15 protein-coding genes and 2 pseudogenes are annotated in these 16,795 nt (G+C 43.6%); 6 read left to right on the forward strand and 11 right to left on the reverse strand.

Annotated elements, in window-relative coordinates; translation table 11 throughout:
* Positions 1 to 65: 65 nt before the first annotated feature.
* Together DXA18_RS13495 and DXA18_RS13500 are read right to left on the reverse strand one after the other, a co-directional pair.
* Positions 66 to 365, reverse strand: coding sequence for a hypothetical protein (locus DXA18_RS13495; RefSeq protein WP_118384330.1), 300 nt, complete (start codon positions 363 to 365; stop codon positions 66 to 68).
* A 22-nt stretch (positions 366 to 387) separates the two neighbouring features.
* Entirely contained in the window at positions 388 to 816 is a 429-nt protein-coding gene (locus DXA18_RS13500) for a Fur family transcriptional regulator (protein WP_243007137.1), read from the reverse strand.
* A 169-nt stretch (positions 817 to 985) separates the two neighbouring features.
* Here DXA18_RS13500 and DXA18_RS13505 point away from each other — a divergent pair, with 169 nt between their 5' ends.
* Entirely contained in the window at positions 986 to 1,693 is a 708-nt protein-coding gene (locus DXA18_RS13505; RefSeq protein ID WP_118384331.1) for a phosphatase, read from the forward strand.
* A gap of 23 nt (positions 1,694 to 1,716) precedes the next feature.
* Here the strand turns inward: DXA18_RS13505 and DXA18_RS13510 are convergent, their stop codons facing one another.
* Genes DXA18_RS13510 through DXA18_RS13520 form a run of 3 tightly spaced genes read right to left on the reverse strand, consistent with a single transcriptional unit; the run spans position 1,717 to position 3,465 of the window.
* Positions 1,717 to 2,535 (reverse strand): DUF4097 family beta strand repeat-containing protein, encoded by an 819-nt coding sequence (locus DXA18_RS13510; RefSeq protein WP_118384332.1) that lies wholly within the window; start codon positions 2,533 to 2,535, stop codon positions 1,717 to 1,719.
* Positions 2,536 to 2,539: 4 nt separating this feature from the next.
* Positions 2,540 to 3,151 (reverse strand): DUF1700 domain-containing protein, encoded by a 612-nt coding sequence (locus tag DXA18_RS13515; RefSeq protein ID WP_118384333.1) that lies wholly within the window; start codon positions 3,149 to 3,151, stop codon positions 2,540 to 2,542.
* The gene (locus DXA18_RS13520; RefSeq protein WP_118384334.1) at positions 3,148 to 3,465 is read right to left on the reverse strand and encodes a PadR family transcriptional regulator; all 318 of its coding nucleotides are present in this window, start codon (positions 3,463 to 3,465) and stop codon (positions 3,148 to 3,150) included. Before DXA18_RS13520 ends, DXA18_RS13515 begins: the two co-directional genes overlap by 4 nt.
* A gap of 207 nt (positions 3,466 to 3,672) precedes the next feature.
* Between DXA18_RS13520 and DXA18_RS13525 the strand changes: the two genes are divergently transcribed.
* The gene (locus tag DXA18_RS13525) at positions 3,673 to 4,659 is read left to right on the forward strand and encodes a Gfo/Idh/MocA family protein (protein WP_118384335.1); all 987 of its coding nucleotides are present in this window, start codon (positions 3,673 to 3,675) and stop codon (positions 4,657 to 4,659) included.
* A gap of 471 nt (positions 4,660 to 5,130) precedes the next feature.
* Here DXA18_RS13525 and DXA18_RS13530 read toward each other — a convergent pair.
* From DXA18_RS13530 to DXA18_RS13545, 4 genes and pseudogenes are all read right to left on the reverse strand, one after another.
* Positions 5,131 to 6,162 (reverse strand): annotated as a pseudogene (locus DXA18_RS13530) (iron-containing alcohol dehydrogenase); the annotation flags it as partial.
* 72 nt (positions 6,163 to 6,234) lie between these two features.
* Positions 6,235 to 6,753, reverse strand: coding sequence for an NUDIX hydrolase (locus DXA18_RS13535; RefSeq protein ID WP_118384337.1), 519 nt, complete (start codon positions 6,751 to 6,753; stop codon positions 6,235 to 6,237).
* A gap of 2 nt (positions 6,754 to 6,755) precedes the next feature.
* Positions 6,756 to 7,415 (reverse strand): DUF4125 family protein, encoded by a 660-nt coding sequence (locus tag DXA18_RS13540; protein ID WP_243007140.1) that lies wholly within the window; start codon positions 7,413 to 7,415, stop codon positions 6,756 to 6,758.
* Positions 7,405 to 9,159: a tetratricopeptide repeat protein gene (locus DXA18_RS13545; protein ID WP_118384338.1), complete on the reverse strand. Its 1,755-nt coding sequence runs from the start codon at positions 9,157 to 9,159 to the stop codon at positions 7,405 to 7,407. Before DXA18_RS13545 ends, DXA18_RS13540 begins: the two co-directional genes overlap by 11 nt.
* A 318-nt stretch (positions 9,160 to 9,477) precedes the next feature.
* Here DXA18_RS13545 and DXA18_RS13550 point away from each other — a divergent pair, with 318 nt between their 5' ends.
* Positions 9,478 to 12,498: an InlB B-repeat-containing protein gene (locus DXA18_RS13550; RefSeq protein WP_118384339.1), complete on the forward strand. Its 3,021-nt coding sequence runs from the start codon at positions 9,478 to 9,480 to the stop codon at positions 12,496 to 12,498.
* An 85-nt stretch (positions 12,499 to 12,583) separates the two neighbouring features.
* Here the strand turns inward: DXA18_RS13550 and DXA18_RS13555 are convergent, their stop codons facing one another.
* Both DXA18_RS13555 and DXA18_RS13560 read right to left on the reverse strand, forming a co-directional pair.
* The gene (locus tag DXA18_RS13555) at positions 12,584 to 13,276 is read right to left on the reverse strand and encodes an LrgB family protein (protein WP_442873211.1); all 693 of its coding nucleotides are present in this window, start codon (positions 13,274 to 13,276) and stop codon (positions 12,584 to 12,586) included.
* On the reverse strand, positions 13,273 to 13,635 hold the full coding sequence (locus DXA18_RS13560; RefSeq protein ID WP_118384341.1) for a CidA/LrgA family protein: 363 nt from the start codon (positions 13,633 to 13,635) through the stop codon (positions 13,273 to 13,275). Before DXA18_RS13560 ends, DXA18_RS13555 begins: the two co-directional genes overlap by 4 nt.
* 184 nt (positions 13,636 to 13,819) lie before the next feature.
* Between DXA18_RS13560 and DXA18_RS13565 the strand changes: the two genes are divergently transcribed.
* The 3 genes and pseudogenes from DXA18_RS13565 to DXA18_RS13575 all read left to right on the forward strand — a co-directional run bounded on the left by DXA18_RS13565 (position 13,820) and on the right by DXA18_RS13575 (position 16,401).
* On the forward strand, positions 13,820 to 14,608 hold the full coding sequence (locus DXA18_RS13565) for a polysaccharide deacetylase family protein (protein ID WP_243007141.1): 789 nt from the start codon (positions 13,820 to 13,822) through the stop codon (positions 14,606 to 14,608).
* A gap of 92 nt (positions 14,609 to 14,700) precedes the next feature.
* Positions 14,701 to 15,359: pseudogene (locus DXA18_RS13570) on the forward strand (trimeric intracellular cation channel family protein).
* 22 nt (positions 15,360 to 15,381) lie between these two features.
* Positions 15,382 to 16,401 (forward strand): alpha-hydroxy-acid oxidizing protein, encoded by a 1,020-nt coding sequence (locus DXA18_RS13575; protein ID WP_118384343.1) that lies wholly within the window; start codon positions 15,382 to 15,384, stop codon positions 16,399 to 16,401.
* The last annotated feature ends 394 nt before the right edge of the window (positions 16,402 to 16,795 follow it).

Raw genomic sequence — 16,795 nt, forward strand, 5'->3', positions numbered from 1 at the left:
AAGTACACAAATAAAAGGGTATTCTTTCATCTCTTATACCCATTCTGCTCCAATGAAGATTTTATTTAACTGTCTAGTCTTACCTTTTGACTCACCAGCGTAATGCACAAAACGCACAGACATCCTGTTGCCAGTATCCCTGATCTCTGTACAAAAATAAGACCTGCTGTGACCGAATAATTTACAGCGGTTCCTACATTTTTTACAATCTGCTCAGCCTGACGGATGCAGGCACAGATCGGGCAGTCTTCACCTGTACACTGATGATTTTCTTCTTTTGCGATATAAAATAGAGAAGCCAATGTCACAAACACAAATAACACACATGCTATCACTGCTATATTCTTTTTTCTATTTGCGTTCATTGTGCTTCTCCTTTCCCATGGATTATTCTGCGCAGTCAGCTTCCTTCTGCCTGCATTCACTGCAGACACCATAAAAAACGGTACGCATTGCATTCAGTTCAAAGCTGTGATGCTCCATCATATGCTGACTCAATTCCTCAACCTCATGACAATGCAAATGAATCAGCTTTCCACATTTCTCACATTTACAGTGATAACAATGATGACCTTCGTCCTGTCCGCCAATATATTCAAAGCAGGCACTGCTTTTCTCATCCACTACATATTTGGCAACAATTCCTTCTTTCACCATCTTATCCAACTGACGATATACCGTTGTGGTTCCAACTGCTATCCCCCGCTCTTGAAAATGCCTCCGGATATCATTCACTGTTACATGCTGTCCCTGAACAGATTTCAAATAGGTAAGTATCTCGGTCATTTGTTTTGTTTTATATTGTGCTTTTGACAAATGAACCGCCCCTTTCTAATCTGGAAATCGTTTTCATTTTACCATATTTTATAATCGTGTCAATATAATTTGAAAATGTTTTTCATTTTACATTTTGTGATTGCGTTCCGTCTGATGGCTTATTATAATTAACACGAATATACTTATAGCATTGGCAGGAGGTATACACATGAAGAAATTATTAGCAGACATGCATATGCATACATTGGTCAGCGGTCATGCCTATGGCACCATCCGCGAGATGGCAGCCGCAGCCGCTGAAAAAGAATTATCTCTGATTGGAATTACGGAACATGCACCGGGAATCCCGGGCACGGTAGATCCATTTTATTATCTGAACCTGGAAGTTATCCCACGCACAATCCACGGTGTGGAAGTGCTGCACGGAAGCGAGATCAATGTCCTGAATGACGGCACACTATCTCTTGGCCAGCGTTATATCGATCATCTGGATTACGCTATCGCAGGCATCCATATGCAGTGCTATGAAAATGCAGGATGCGACCAGAATACGACGAACCTAATTGAATGCATGAAGCACGACAAGGTGCGCTTTGTGTCACATCCGGACGATGACCGAACACCGTTAGATTATGACAGACTGGTTCAGGCTGCCCGTGATTATCATGTTGCATTGGAAGTGAATAACAGTTCCTTAATTAAGAAGGAAAAACGTGTGAATTGTTACGATAATTATAGAACGATGTTAGATCTCTGCCAGCAGTACCGGGTGCCGATCACCGTCAGCTCGGATGCACACGATCCAAGCGGTGTCGGTAATTTCACCCTGGCACTTGAACTGCTGGAAGAGATTGGATTTGATGAAGATCTGATCCTGACCAATGATATAGATAAACTCAAATCATTTATCAGGTAACGTAACGATATGATCAGCGTTTGTTATCTGCAATCCAGGCTGACATCTCCGCTGTCGGTCTGGATCACCAGCTTGCCACCCTTTCCTTTCTGAGTGTATGAAAGATTACAGTCATCCTCATCTTCCAGCACCTTGCCACCGAGTGCATCATCCACATCGATATCTCCCATATCTGTATCTATCTGAATATTCCATGCCCCCATTACATCTTCTGTTCCAACAAAGTGGATATCTCCCATATCAGAATCTATCTTCAGATTATCAAAATCACAGTTCTTGAAATAAATATCTCCGGAATTGCTCTGCACTGTACTATTCTCGATCTTGCATCCATTTAACATGATGTTACTCATGTCCGTCTTAATATCAGCCGTCTTCCATTCCTGTTCTTCCGGAAGGTAAAGCGTCACCACATTTTCATCCGTTGTGACCGGTCCTCCTCCCAAAAGTCCTGACAAGAATCCGATATCCACATGGTAATAAAACTTACCTGTATTATCATTTTCCCGAATCGTTAATTTGCCGTCCTTCACCTGATAACTCATCGGATCTTTCGTCTGGTCAGATGCCTGATAAGAAATATAACAGGACTGATCATCGGAAGGAACCACCTGCAGATTCACATCCGTCATGGAAATATCTACCGAATCGAAATCATCCAGTTTTGTCTTCTCAAGAAGAACCTCATTGTCTCCTTTTTTTGCAGCTCCATCCATCTTGTTCAGATCAGCTGCTTTCACATATTTACCACCGTCACTTGCGACACCGATTCCTGTCAAAATTGCACCACATACACAACATCCGACTCCTGCTACAAGCCATGCCTTTACCCAACTTTTCATCGCTCTAACCTCTCTTTCTGTCTGTAATCCGACGCACCAGCTTTGCGATCAGTACGCTGCTCCATTTACACAGATATACGCACAACAATACACCTAAAATGCCAGCTCCTATAGCAAACAGCCCGCTTCCTGTAATCATTGCGAAGCCGCCCATAGAGAATGGAACAGCCAGTATACCACGAGCAATAATCTTACCGCCAAGAATGACCATAGCTGCCGCAAACAAAACTACACATAGCAAAACAGCCAGTGCACACACAACCAAGGCCAGCACGACTGCCGCAAGTGCCACGAGAAGCGGTACTCCCACCGGCGCTGCAAACAACACCAGTAGTGCGATCCATACCACATGCTTGCCGGAGCCCTTCTGCTCCGCTCTGGTCTGTCCGTCTGCCTCATAGCTCTGATGATCCTCAATCTTCTTATCTAGCAGATTTGCCATCAATTCTCTGGCTGCCTCCTTCGGTGTACCAAGTTCCTTCATCAGTTCTGCTGCCTCTTCCTCATCTGTCTCCTGAAAATACTCGGTAAAATATTCCATCGCATCTTCATAATCCTGTCTTGGAAGCTTCCGCAAATGTTTATGCAATTGATTCAAATATTCTTCTCTGCTCAACCTCTTATCCTCCCTTCGATAATACCGTCTACCGTATCCTTGTAGACCTGCCACTCATTGCTCAGATATGTAATCTGTGTCCTTCCTTCCTCTGTAATTGAATAATATTTTCTCTTTCGTCCCTGATACTCCTGTGAGTAAGTAGTCAGATATCCTGCTTTCTGCAGTTTCTTCAATATCGGATACAATGTAGATTCTTTAATATCAGCAGCTTTCTTAACTGTCTGACTGATTTCATAACCATAGGAATCCTTGCTTTCTACCACTGTCAGGATCATGTATTCAATCAGTAATGCAGATACCGGAAAATACATCGAACCACCTCCTTGTATATGTGTAAAATATTTATATATATAAATTTTATATATAATATACCTCTCTCCAATCCGCATGTCAATACATATATAAAAATTTTATATATTCTTTTTTCATGGGATTCATTTTAGTATGAAAATACGCAATACGTACATAGGAATTGTAAATACACATGAAATTCATGAAAAGAACTGGAGGGATTCTCTATGAAAACATACAACTGGGCAACCTACGGCACAGGAGTCATCGCCAATCAGCTTGCACAGGCTATGGCAAGCCAGGGACGCAAACTCTATTCTGTTTCTAACCGCACCTACGCCAAAGGTGTTGCATTTGCAGAAAAATACAACATTTCCAAAATATACGATAACCCGGAAGATGTATTTACCGATGAAAATGTAGACATCATCTACATTTCCACACCACACAATACCCATCTTCCCTTGCTGCTCAAGGCTCTGGCAAACGGGAAGCATGTACTCTGCGAGAAATCCATCACATTAAATTCTGACGAACTTGCTCAGGCTATAGCAGCTGCTGAATCCGGTCATGCTATTCTCGCCGAGGCAATGACCATTTACCATATGCCATTATATACAAAATTACATAAGATTGCCGTATCCGGAGAACTCGGACCGTTAAGAATGATCCAAATGAATTTTGGAAGTTATAAAGAATATGATATGGCGAACCGTTTCTTCAACCGTAATCTGGCAGGCGGTGCTATGCTGGATATCGGCGTATATGCTTTATCATTTGCCCGTTGGTTCATGTCATCAGCGCCGGATCAGATCCTGTCGCAGGTAAAGCTTGCTCCTACCGGTGTCGACGAACAGGCAACCATTCTTCTCAGCAACCAGGAGCAGGAAATGGCAACCATCACCCTGTCTCTTCACGCCAAACAGCCGAAGCGCGGACTGGTTATATTTGAAAAAGGGTATATAGAAGTATATGAATATCCCCGCGCAGAAAAAGCCGTGATCACCTACACCGAATCCGGTAAAAAAGAAACCATCGAAGCAGGAAATACCGCCGATGCGCTTCTCTATGAAGTGTTAGATATGGAAGCAGCTGTAAGTGGCGAAAAAGACGTGACTGAGACCCTGCATCTGGATTACACAAAAGATGTCATGCAGGTCATGACAAAGTGTCGCAGCGACTGGGGAATGACATATCCAGAAGAAGAAATGTAAACAAAATGTGCAATTTATTTTGACATTTTCAAAGTTAGATGCTAAGATAAGTATAGAAAAAGAGTGCTACCGATAGACGGTTAGTCCACATTTATTAGTTACAAAAATAACCGCTTAGTTTGCAGACCGGGGCGGTTATTTTTGTGTCTTATTATTATCTCTGCCGAACGTGTATCCAGCACAAAAGCATGTGATGCCGAAGCTCACTACTGCTATGAAATCCAAAATACTCATTGGCACAGCCCTCCTTTCCAATGGATTCCCTAATGGGTTTCTATGTAATCAGAGGTTCACAGTTCCTCTGTTGAAGAACTAACCGCCTACCGTTATGGTAACACCCTATTAATATATTATCACAGTATTTCGTTATTTTCAACCAAATGTTCCTTATTTACTATTTGTACTATTCAAAAAACGCCTACCGGCATTCTGCCAGCAGACGGTTTTCTTCATTCATTTTATATGCTATTTCTATAAGCTTCCTTTCAATATCCGTACGACTTCTTCTCTTCCCAGTACTTTATATCCACCTTCCAGGATAATCGTCGCATTTGCGATATCTTCGATTGAAGCTTCTGTGGCACCAAGTTCTGTCAGATTCATGACCAGTCCAAGTTCTTCCATCCATGCTTTCATGGCATCCAGACCTTCTGTCGCAATCTGTTCATCTGACTTTCCAGCCGGATCCACATCCCATACATTCTCAGCAAAGCGTACAAACTTTGGCAAGCCGTATGGCATAATATATTTGTAATATGGAAATGATACTGCTGCCAGTGTCATACCATGTGTCGCATTTATAATCGCCCCTGCTGCCTGTCCCAGCATATGTACCATCCAGTCTTCAGACTTTCCGCGCGATACCAGCGTATTCAGTGCCCAGGTTGCTGTCCACATAATATTACTTCTCGTCTCATAATCCTGCGGATTCTGATTAGCGATACGGCTGGAATGGATCACAGACTTCATCAGACCTTCGCTGACATAATCACTGGTATTATCATCTTCTCCTGAGAAATACTGCTCACAGATATGATTAAAAATGTCATAAATGCCGGATACCATCTGATAATGCGACAGCGTCATCGTATATTCCGGATTCAAAATAGAAAAACGTGGCATGATCTTCTCATCTGCAAATACGTGGCCAATCTTCAGTTTGGCATCATGATTCGTAATAACGGAACCTGCATTCATCTCTGACCCTGTTCCTACCATCGTCAGTACGCATCCTACCGGAAGTGTCTCACAGGATGGTTCTTCAAACCGCACATAATACTTCTCCCATGGATCTTCGTCACAGTTAACCGATACGGATAGTGCCTTGGAATAATCACAGACAGAACCTCCTCCGACAGCCAGAATGAACTCTGCCTTATGCTGTCTTGTGATCTCCATGCCCTCGTATAATTTCTCAATCGTAGGATTCGGCATAACACTTGCAATCTCAGCTACATTCTTGTCATTCTTCTTCAATATATCGATTACGGCATCAGATATTCCTCCATTTCATTTCTGATAAACAATTACTGTGAAGCAGTAACGCTAAGCATACTATAATCCATAAAGTTAACTTTAGGTCAAGGTCTTTTTCTCATTTGCCTTGTTTCTTACCATTTCCAGTTCTTCCGTATAAATACAGTTCGGAATTGTTCCGTTTTTCACATCTTCTATGCACTCTTCAAAGTCAAACCAGCTCACCTCGCTGAGTTCTTCTTTCTGTATCTGGAATTCCTCTGCTTCTCTGTCCATCCACAACAGGTATACATTGCTGATCTGATTATCTTTGAACCGCTCTCCATGGAAGATCTCTTCGAAATGAAACTTTCTCTGACCACAGTACACCAGATCTTCTGCCTGTACTTCCACTCCCAGCTCTTCTTTTAATTCCCGCAGTGCTGACGGTACAAAGTCCACACCCGCCGGAATATGTCCTGCACTGGAAATGTCATAGCAACCCGGATAAGAATCTTTCTCCTCACTCCGCTTCTGCAGAAGCACCTGCAATCCTTCCCTGTGTGCCGTCACACGGTCGATCACCTCTCCGGTCGGCTGACCATTATCATCTACAATATCCAGAATCTCTTTCGCCATATCTATCTCTCCAATCTCGCGCGTTGCTGTTTTTCTGCTTCCTCCAGGGATTCATAACCGTAAAGAGCTGTCATATTGCGCAGCGTCTTCTCCGACAAGTTCTCGTGATCTGCAGCCATCTGATCATACAGCTTCTTAAGCAGGCCCACCGTCCGGTCAGAATACGTACTGATCTCACCTCGGGCATATGTCTCTATCGAAGTATCCCACGGCGTATCTTCTGATGTATGGATCACACGTCCTGTGCTTGCAACCCCTGGAAATTTCGCCGCAAAATCTTCTTCCCATCGTATCTGCTGTGCAATCATCTCTTCCTGCATCTGGATACGCTCTTTGCTCCGCTTCGGAAGAATATCTGCCAATTCCGCATACCGCTCCGGTGCGGTACTCTCCATCATGCGGGCATATTTTTCCGTCAGCAGGTTCCAGTGTGCTGCCTCTGCTTCAATCAGATCCTGTCTATAGCTCTCCAGCAGTTCCTGCGTCCAGTTCATAAACTGACTCTTCCGCATGATGACAAATGTCTCATGGTCATCCTGACAGCTCGCACGACCGCCTTCATTCTGCACATACTGAAACTGTTCCCATTCCCGCTCGATCACTTCATCTATTAACGCTTCCCGTTCTTCCATTTTATCCTGCATCTCCTTTTTATCTTGCATCACTCTGCAGCCTCCTTATGATCTCCTGTTTCTGGATTTCCAGAAATGCTTCTTTCGTCTCCGTCAGTCCCTGGCGGTTTAACTCTTTTACTACTCCTACGCAGATGTCCTCGATCTGACTCTGCACGCTGCTTTGTCCGTCATTCTCCGAATCTGCGCCTGACATCTGCATCAGTTGCGTCAGCTTTTCTTTCAGATTTGTTAATACATGAAATGCATCCATGCCCCGCATCTTCCATTTATAAAATGGCTGATACATCTGATTCAGATGATACCCAGTTTCAATCGCCGCATTTACAAATTCACTGACACACAACCACGCTGCCGCCTGATCGCCTCGTTTGCGCATCCGTCCATAATTATACTGACCTGCCTGCGCCATCACACCAAGTGACATGGCAAGCTTCCGCAGACGCACACCTTTCGGATACGCTGCAAAGGTCTCTCTTCTTCTGGTAAATTCACCCAGCGGATCGGTAAATATCTCACCATTTGTTACGGTTCTAAGTGCAGGTATCGGAATCGACATCCAACGCGCAAGTCCGTTTCGTGTTTCTCTGTCCGGTGCCTGTTCGTATCCTGTATATCTCCGAAAGAACTCATCCATACAGAGTACCCCCACACGATCACCACCCTGCGCCGTCACATTTCTTGCCGGGAATCCCATATACTCTCCCGGAAGTTCTGTATAGGCTCTCTGCATCTCCTGCCCCACAGCTTCATAATCTTCCCTGGTAAGCCACAGGCAGAATCCCGGGCCAAAATCATGATCTGCTGACGTCACATCATCATATCCCAGACACTCTGATCCTTCGCCCACAAGTCCTGCTGCCACCCGGTCCACATACTCTGGAAATTTTTCTTCCAGCATCGGCTTTCCATATTCTTCATAGTATCTTCTGGCAATATCCATGCCTTTCAACTTCTGATTCCGAACCGCTTCCGCACGCTTCTTCGTATCCCGTACCAATTCCAGATTACGAACCGTTACGCGGTAATAATCATTCTCGCCGTAGTTCGCCAGAATCTCCTCCAATGCCTTTTCGTACGTTTTAATCGACTTGTCCAGTTCTCCTTTTCGGAAATACCCTTCCCCAAGTCCTGACAATGCCGATGCATAATGCGAATCCTTCTTTCCTTCCTGACATTCAAAAATCTCTGCTGCCTGCTGCATATGCTGCAGTCCTTCGTCAAGTTCCTGTAATGCAAAACAAAGATTACCGATATTTGCATGTGTAATCGCAATCTCCACATCCGACTGCTCCAGCCTCTGAATCAGCCCCATCGCCATCTGCAGATCCGCTTTTGCTTCCTTAAGGCGGCCGGTGTTTGCATACAAAATACTTCTATTGTTATATAATGTCGCCATCCGATAATCCGGTTCATGTAACTTTTCCTTAAATATCGCATAGGCTTCTTCATAATTAGATTCTGCCTTATCCATCTGCCCCATCACGCGCTGCGCCGTACCAATATTCAGCAGCATCGTAGCATAGTCCGTTGTTCCTTGGATGCCAAGTTTCTCTGCGATTCTCACAGCTTTCTCAATGCACCACTCACACTCCGTCGGCTTGCTCATCACACGGTAATATCCCATCAGTTCATTTAATATCGTCAGCATCGCCGGACCATCCAGACATTTCCCTGCTTCCTCCAGACCGGATTTCAAATACGCCTCTACCCCTTTCGGATTCGTCGCATACATATGATCTAATTCCAGTAAAAATTCATTTAAGTCAAACATATTCTCTCCTTTTCAGGTTCCGTACTCTTCTGATTTCTTAATGATTATTGTATCAACTCTTCCCTATATCGACTAGTGCCATATCCACAAAATCACCTGCTTTTTCCACAAAATAGTATCAAATCACTACATTCTCCCGTCTCATAATTGAAAAATTTTTACCTTTTAGCAAATGATTATCTTTCTCATTTACTCTAATTGACAATTGCTGGTTTAAATGGTAAATTCTTCTATAGGCATAATTAGTTAAAACTAACTATGCCTATTCTTTTGACAAACCTTAACACCCATAACACAAAGGAAGGAGAACCACACATTATGAAAAAGTTATGGCGTCGTCTTGGCGCACTCTTAATCGCAGCAGTCATGGTGCTGTCCGTTACTGTCCGGGAGGCAGGCACGGTGTACGCTGCCGGCACATTGCCAACGCAGGTGACCAATTGTGAAAACAGTTCTTTTAACGGACTTTTAACACTTGGCTTTGGCGATGATACAGCTGCCACCAATTACGTGAAAGCCATTAACAAAGTAACTGTGAATGACACAGAATTTACCAAGGGTACTATCAGCAAATACTGGAGCAACACCGGAACAATCTGGAACATCGATAATGTAATGGGAAGCTATGGATACTATCAAGCTCTTCAAATTTGCAATGAGAAGATCACATTTCCTGCCAAGATCGTAATTTCCGCAGACGGATACGATGATATGACTGTATCTGTAAAATATGAAAAATCCAAATACTCCGCAGAAATCGTCCAGAATGATAACAAACCATCAACAGGTTCTGACTACAAAGTCGTTCTGAAAGCATCTGCTAATGGAACCGTAAATGTTGACAAGGTAACCGCTAAAGAAGGTGAAAAAGTCACGGTAACTGCCACACCTGCTGATGGATATGTACTGGATACTGTCTCAGTAAAGGATTCTAAGAATGCAGAAATAACCGTAACAGGCAATACATTTGCCATGCCTGCATCTGATGTAACGGTACGCGCAGTCTTCAAAGCAAACGCTCCTGCTGAAGATAGCACTGTAAGTATCGACAGCATCAAGATGGAGACTGATTTCTTTAGTCAGAACTGGTATTTCACATTCCCGGAAAATGTGGACTATGTATCTAAAATCACAGGCGTATCTGTAAATGGAACTGCCTGGAACGCCATTTCATATAATCCATCCTCTGGTGGTTCCTATCGTGCAGACACATCCAATAGCCGTCTTACATTTGCGGCAAAAGACTTTAGCTCTTCATCGACAGTTCCTGTACTAAAAAGCGGAGATGTGATTACCATTACCGCCGACGGATACAAAGATCTCACCTTTAAGATTCTGATTGACACTAACGGTAAGATGACAGCCACAGCTGATGACGGTCAGGGCGACAATATGCAGCTCTATGTAAAGTTAGAAGGCAACTTTGAATGCGCCATTGTCGGTCAGAAAGATTACGACGGCGTATCTAGTGCTACCGGTGCTGCAAGCTCCAATAACAACAGCAATGTAACTGTATATGGCGCATTAGTAGAAAAAGGCAAAGAGCCTGCCGACAGTGACTGGAAAGAATTGAATAATGATTCTGACATTAATATTGTCGGAAGTAAGAGTAAGGTAAATATCGTACCGGATACCTCAAAAGGCACCAGCAAAGATGCTGACAGTGGTATGGAAGGTGTATACCTGACCATCAGCAGTGCACTTACTCTGAATGGAACACCAAAGGATGCCGGTGATTATCTCATTTCTGTCAGCGTAACGGATGACCAGGGACGTACAGCCGAAAGTAATGCACTTCCATTTACCATATACACCGGAAATGAAAAGCTTGCTGACCGTCTTGTCCTGGATAATCTGACGCAGACTCAGGATGGCAAATATATGTGGAATATCATGGAGCCATGGGCTATCAGAGATTTTGGTTCCAACACAGGTGAAAAAGAAAGTGTTCGCGTACCAAAGAATGTAAAAGCATGGTATGGTTCCAATGAGTCCGGAACTTACGGATATCTGGGTTATGACATTGCCTGGAAAGATGTTCAGAGTGGTAATATTCCACAGATCTTATACATCCCAAACGGATGCAACCTGACATTTGTTAATATGAAAATTCTCAGCAGCGTCCACATCATCGTAGAAGATGGTGGTACTCTGAACCTGATGGATTCCACCGTGCAGGGCATCATCGATGTTCAGAGTGGCGGTACATTCTCCATGAACTATGACAACTTTAACAAAACATTTGTAACCGGTGCTTCTGTATGCGGACAGGTTCGCATGGCAGACGGTTCTATTCTGGAAAATGCAGCCATTTACTCTCATGCGAATTATCTTGCCAACGGTGATCTTACCGACCGTTCTACTTCAGATCCGGTTGTGACCACTACCGGCAATGTAACTGTAAAAGGTAATGTATTTATTCAGGGCGACTCCGCCGGAACAGAAATTGGTCAGACCGCTCTTCAGGTAAAAGACGGTACACTTACCCTTGAAGACGGTGCTACACTTGCTGCTTTCGGTGGTGATGGAAATACCCTGATCTATTCTCAGGGTGGTACAGCTATCAAACTAGACAATGGTAAAATCACCGGCTCCGGTAAATTAATCGCAATCGGCGGAGATGTCCTCTTCGGAGATGGCGGCAATGCTGTAGAAGGAAATGGAACAATCTCTACTACAGAAGCATTCCTTCAGGGTTCAACCGCATATGGTGAAAAAGCCCCAGGGAAAGCAACCGACGGTACGATTAAAATCTTAAGCCCGAAACAGTCTGTCAAAGACGGTGAACAGCTTGATACAGGTTCTGACGATCCACTTGCAGATCTCTACTGGAAAACAGGTATTGATCCAATGCCTCCACTGGATAAATATATAACAGAAGAAGTGCCGATCGTTACTTATACCGTAACTTACACAGACGGTGTCGACGATGAAGTGATTTTTGAAGACCAGGTAACCACAGATCTGTCAGATGGCGATGCTACTCCGGCATTCAATGGCACCCCTGCCCGCGACGGATATACTTTCAAAGGCTGGAACCCGGCAGTTGCAGAGACTGTATCCGGTGATATTACTTACACCGCACAATGGGAAAAGAAAGATACATCAGATCCTAAAGATCCGACAAAACCGTCCTTCGAAAAACCTTCTAACAATGGCAACTCAGGAAGTGGTAATACTACAGGTAATGCCTCTGCTGACAACAAAAACACTAAATCTTCTAATGCCAAGAAAACACCAAAAACCGGCGATGAAAGCCATATGATGCTGTGGATCGTACTGATGCTCGCAGCAGTCGCAATGAGCGGTGTAGTCGTATATAAAAGAAAACGTTCTTAAATTATAATTTGACTATTTCACTAAAAATGTCACCAGGCAAAGCGCCCGGTGACATTTTTAATCATCTCTATTTATCGTATACTTCTTATATAAACTGTGCAAATATCGATGCGCCTACTACAGTCAAAAGTCCCGATACCACAATTGACAGACTACTCATCGCTCCTTCGATCTCGCCCATTTCCATAGCTTTGGAAGTACCGATCGCATGGGACGCCGTACCGATTGCAATTCCTCTGGCAATCGGATCCTGAATACGGAATGCCTTACACACAAACGGTGCGACAATATTGCCCAGTACTCCGGTAATAATAATGATTGCAACGGTAATCGTTACGTATCCGCCAAGTTCTTCCGATACGCCCATTCCAATCGCCGTAGTAATAGACTTCGGCAAAAATGTTACATATTCTTCATGACTGAATCCGAAGATCAGGCTCATTGCCAGTACACAGAGCAATGTAGTCAGCACACCAGACAAGATGCCTGCCACAATTGCTTTCCAATGCTCTTTCAACAATTCTATCTTCTCATATAATGGCACAGCAAGACATACTGTAGCCGGAGTCAACAGATAACTCAGATACTGTGCTCCGGAATAATATACATCATAATCGATATGTGCACATGCCAATACTGCGATTACTGCCACAATTGATATTAATACCGGGTTAAATATATCCATTTTCAATTTATCTTTCAATATACACCCAACACCATATGCCACGATGCTGATCGTCACGCCGAAGAATACCGAATTTTCAAAAAAACTCATTATTTATCCTCTCCTTTCTTTTCGCCCTTCAGCATCCAGTCTGTTACATATCCGGATACCAGCATTACCAAAAGGGTAGATATAACTGTAATTGCTGCATAAGCCAGCAGCTTCGGACGGATAATGTCCCATGAAGTAATCAGTCCCACTGCCGCCGGTATAAACATTAATGGCATGATCTCGATTAAAAATACAGCCGTTTCTTTCACATCTTCCAGTTTGATCCATTTCATACACAGGCATACAAACATCAGTACAAGCCCGTATATACTTGCAGGAATCGATAACGGAATCGCATAATTCAGCAATTCTCCGAGAAATGACACCGCAAGGATTATTCCAAATTGTTGTAAATATTTCATAATGTCCTCCTAAAAAATCAACGTTTTCCATTATAATCCTGCCATTTTAAAAAGTCAATTTAACAGAGTACTTTTTATCCATGTTCGTGAATAAATTAATCAAAAAGGATTAGATATCTCTATGAATCTTCACTCTGATCATCTTATCATCAAAAAAACTCTTTCCATTCTGTTCCTGTTCTCTCTGGCATTTCTCGTAGGACATTTTGCTGGCTTCCTAAGCACATATTTCTTTTCAGTTCCAGATCAGGCTGCCATAACTCCGACAGATGCCCGGATACACTCTTCTGCTGAAGGGAACTGGGGACTCAGCTTTCAAGAAGACGGCAAAACTCCAGTTGGTAATGCAACTATGACTGAGCTTGCCGAATATGACGCCTATTATGCGCAGGATACAACCGACAAAGTTATTTACCTGACCTTCGATGCCGGATATGAAAATGGTAATACTGCCCCGATTCTGGATGCTCTGAAAAAACATAACGCTCCTGCCACATTTTTTGTAGTCGGTACATTTGTCAAAGAAAACCCTGATCTGGTCAGACGGATGAACGAAGAAGGGCACATTGTCGGTAATCACACCTACAGCCATCCCGATATGTCCAAGATTGCAGATAAAGAATCATTTCAAAATGAATTAAAACAGGTGGAGGATCTGTATGAACAGACTGTTGGATCGCCGATGACGCACTTCTACCGACCACCTCAGGGCAAATACAGCATATCCAATCTGGCTATGGCAAAAGAACTTGGCTACAAAACATTTTTCTGGAGTCTTGCCTATGTGGACTGGTATCAGGATAATCAGCCTACTAAAGATGAGGCCTTTGACAAATTACTGAAACGCATCCATCCTGGTGCCATCGTACTGCTTCACAGCACCTCTTCAACGAATGCTCAGATCCTGGATGAATTACTTACCAAATGGGAAGAATTGGGATATGAATTTCGTGCTCTGGATGAGTTGAAATAACAGATGTTTTTTCTTATAATGGATATAGTGCTCTATTCACTGTCAAGTGATCACTTGCACAATACGAAGTATGTTATAGGGGGACTTGTATTATGCCAGGAAATATTTCGGTTCTATTCATTATGGAGCTCATTGGAACTGCAGCATTTTCCTGTTCAGGAGCTATGGTTGCAATTAAAAAAAACCTGGATCTGTTGGGAATTGTAGTGCTCGGTGTTATTACCGCAGTGGGAGGCGGAATGATACGAGATGTACTGCTTGGCATTCACCCGCCAACGCTTTTTCTAAAGCCGGTATATGTAACAGTTGCCGTCATCGCAGCAATCATTATCTTCCTGCTCATGCGTTCTAAAAACATTTCCAGATTTCTGCTGACCGCAGAATATTATGACTGGACAATGAATCTTCTGGACGCAATCGGATTGGGGGCTTTTACTGTAGTTGGTGTCAATACTTCCATCTCTGCCGGACAGGGGAATTTTCAGTTCTTAACCATTTTCCTCGGTGTGATTACCGGAGTCGGCGGCGGTCTTCTGCGGGATATGATGGCATGCGAAGTACCAGCAATCCTGCGCAAGCATGTATATGCCTGTGCCTCAATTGCCGGAGCGGTTTTCTATGCATACATAGGCAGCCGTATCTCTCAGGATATGGCACTGATTCTCAGTGCAGCCTGGTAGTTGTAATCCGTCTGCTCGCCAGACATTACGAGTGGAATCTCCCAAAATGCAATATGAATCATTTAAACTAACCATACAATAAGGAGGAAAACCATGAATTATTCAGAATGTATCGAACAGGCAAGAAAGCGAATCGGAAACTACTGTAAAGCCTGTCCTGAATGCAATGGAAAAGCCTGTCGTAACCAGATGCCGGGACCTGGTTCTAAAGGAATCGGCGATACTGCCATCCGCAACTATGACAAATGGAAAGACATCCGCTTACAGATGGATACAATTGCAGAGAACAAACCAGTTGATACCAGTCTGGAACTGTTTGGCAAGACATTCCAGTATCCATTTTTTGCCGGACCGGTCGGTGCCGTACAATTGCACTACGGTGATTGCCAGACTGATGTAACCTATAATGACATTCTCGTATCTGCATGTGCCGAATACGGAATTGCAGCATTCACTGGCGACGGCGTAGACAGCAATGTCATGGTAGCCGCAACCAAAGCTATTCAAAAAACAGATGGAATCGGTATTCCTACGGTAAAACCATGGAATCTTGACACGATCAAAGAAAAAATGAATCTTGTGCACACATCAAAAGCATTTGCCGTAGCAATGGATATCGATGCAGCGGGTCTTCCATTCCTGAAGAATCTTGACCCACCTGCCGGAAGCAAAACGGTCGAAGAACTCCGCCAGATTATTAAGCTTGCCGGTACTCCATTCATTGTAAAAGGTATAATGACCGTCAAAGGTGCACTCAAAGCTAAAGAAGCCGGTGCAGATGCAATCATCGTATCCAATCATGGCGGTCGCGTATTAGATCAGTGCCCGGCAACAGCTGAAGTTCTGGAGACTATTGCAAATGCAGTCGGCGATTCCATGAAGATTCTGGTAGACGGCGGTATCCGCAGTGGTGCTGATGTGTTTAAAGCTCTTGCACTTGGTGCTGATGGAGTTGTTATTGCCAGACCGTTTGTAACTGCCGTATATGGTGGTGAAAAAGAAGGTGTCCGCTCTTATATAGAAAAGATCGGTAGTGAACTGGAAGATACCATGAAGATGTGTGGCGTATCCAGTCTGAATGAAATTAACAGAGACTGCGTGTTTGTAGGTTAATATTTATTATAGAACTAAAAATGCCCGCTTTTATGCGGGCATTTATTTTGTCTTTCTTTACGTTTGAAGTATCACTTGCTCTCTACCAGATTCTCAATAGAACAAAGAATGTGCCTTGGCACATTCTCGCGCCTGCGGCGGTCGCTTGCGACATCTACCTTATCCGCCGCAGTGCGCATCCTCGCGGAGCGTTTTTTGCTTTACAGGAAAGCAATTTCCTGTAAAACAAAAAAAGACTGTAAACCTTATGGTCTACAGCCTCATCATATATACCTTCAAAACTGCATACAAGAAACTCTACATCTTCTTACCTATCTCCGTCTTGGTTATGCCCTCGACCGATTAGTATCAGTCAGCTACATGTGTTACCACACTTCCACCTCTGACCTATCTA

Source organism: Dorea sp. AM58-8 (assembly GCF_003464045.1).
Lineage (GTDB): Bacteria > Bacillota > Clostridia > Lachnospirales > Lachnospiraceae > Claveliimonas > Claveliimonas ammoniilytica.